Here is a 1,682-nt window from a genome sequence, read left to right on the forward strand (position 1 = left end):
CGGCGGGGTACGACACAATCCCGGTCGCGAACGCGCGCACGTGATGAGATGGGGTGGATGGACACCGTGATCACCAGCCTGGACGCCGGCGAGTTCCGAGACCGACTGCCCGAGGCGCTCGGTGTCTACGTCGACGCCATGGGTTACCCGCCCCAGGTGATCCGATCCCGGGCCCCCGCGTGGATGGAGCACAGTCACCGAGACGGGTGGTCCGGGGTCGCGGCCTTCGAGTCGCCGCGTCGACGGTTTCTCGGTCACGCCCGTGGGCCGCTGGTGGCCATTTGTTACGGCTACCGGGGCGCCCCTGGTCAGTGGTGGTACGAGCAGGTCGCCCGGGGCCTGAGTGATCAGGGTCGACAGCTGCCGACGGATTATGTCGAACTGACGGAACTCCACGTATCCCCCCGTTATCAGGGGCGCGGGATAGGGACGGAGCTGCTCCGCCGCTTCCTGGCGGACCGTACGGAGCGATCCGTGCTGCTCTCGACCCCCGAGGTCCCCGAGGAGGCCAACGGGGCGTGGCGGCTGTACCGGTCGCTGGGCTTCTCGGATGTACTCAGGGCCTACAGGTTCGAAGGCGACGCCCGGCCCTTCGCCGTACTGTCGCGTCCGCTCCCCCTCACCCAGCACGGAGGCTCGCGTGAACAACCGTCATGACGTCGTGGTGATCGGATCCGGTCACAACGGACTCATCTGCGCCGCGTATCTCGCGCGGTCCGGCCTCGACGTCCACGTGGTGGAGAAGGACACGGTCCTGGGCGGTGCCACCTCCACGGTCGAGCGCTATCCCGGCCACCGCACGGATCGTGGGTCGTCAGCGCACCTGATGATCCGACACACGGGTATCCCGGAAGAGTTGGACCTCGCCGCTCACGGCCTCAGGTATGTGGACTGTGACCCGTGGGGATTCGCCCCCGCCCCGCCGGGCAGCGACGACCCCCCGATCGTCTTCCATCGCGACCTCGACCTGACCTGCGCGAGTATCGCCGCCGCCTGCGGCGAGACGGATGCGCGCGCGTACCGCGGATTCGTCCGCCGGTGGGGGGTCCTGGCCGGACGGATGATGAAGGGGTTCGGCGTCCGTCCCACGGCGTCGCGACTGGGAGCGGCGTTCCTCGGTCGGGACGATCTCCGGGATCCCTTCGGCGCGGTCCAGACCTTCCTGTCCTCCGGCGACGCCCTGCTCGACCAGACCTTCACGTCCGAGCGGCTGAAGGCCGCCCTGTCCTGGTTCGGCGCGCAGTCCGGGCCACCGATGTCCCATGCCGGCACCGCGCCGATGATCGGCTTCGCGGCGCTCATGCACCAGACCCCTCCCGGCCGTGCGATCGGCGGGTCGGGCGCGCTCGCCGACGCGCTCGTGTCCGCCGTCCGTGCCGCTGGTGGATCGGTCACCGCGGGTGCAGGAGCGACGGCGATCCGCCGCGCGGGGTCCGGGTGGCGGGTGGAGACCGCGGGGGGCCGGTCACTGCACTGTTCGGCCGTCGTCGCGGCCTGTCACGTCCACACCACGCTCGACCTCCTCTCCCACGAACTCCCCGCGGCGAGACTCGACGCCTGGCGCCGGAGGATCCGCCCCGGGTTCGGGCTGGGGATGGTCGTCCGGCTGGGCACGACGGATCTGCCGCGTTACCCGGGAGTGCCCACGACGACCAGTTCGCACGGGCTGCAACTGCTCGTGA

2 protein-coding genes are annotated in these 1,682 nt (G+C 70.4%); both read left to right on the top strand.

Features of this window, described 5'->3' with window-relative positions; genetic code table 11:
• Positions 1-57: 57 nt before the first annotated feature.
• Positions 58-657: a GNAT family N-acetyltransferase gene (locus tag G6019_RS10625; protein WP_107758054.1), complete on the top strand. Its 600-nt coding sequence runs from the start codon at positions 58-60 to the stop codon at positions 655-657.
• The coding region (locus tag G6019_RS17315) for a phytoene desaturase family protein (RefSeq protein ID WP_309230209.1) at positions 641-1,682 on the top strand (1,042 nt) is incomplete at its 3' end. The genes G6019_RS10625 and G6019_RS17315, both read left to right, overlap by 17 nt.

The organism is Dietzia sp. DQ12-76 (genome assembly GCF_014145045.1).
Lineage (GTDB): Bacteria > Actinomycetota > Actinomycetes > Mycobacteriales > Mycobacteriaceae > Dietzia.

Excerpts from the sequence above, each read along its gene's own strand:
- G6019_RS10625 (WP_107758054.1), top strand. The coding sequence starts at position 58 with ATGGACACCGTGATCACCAGCCTGGACGCCGGCGAGTTCCGAGACCGA.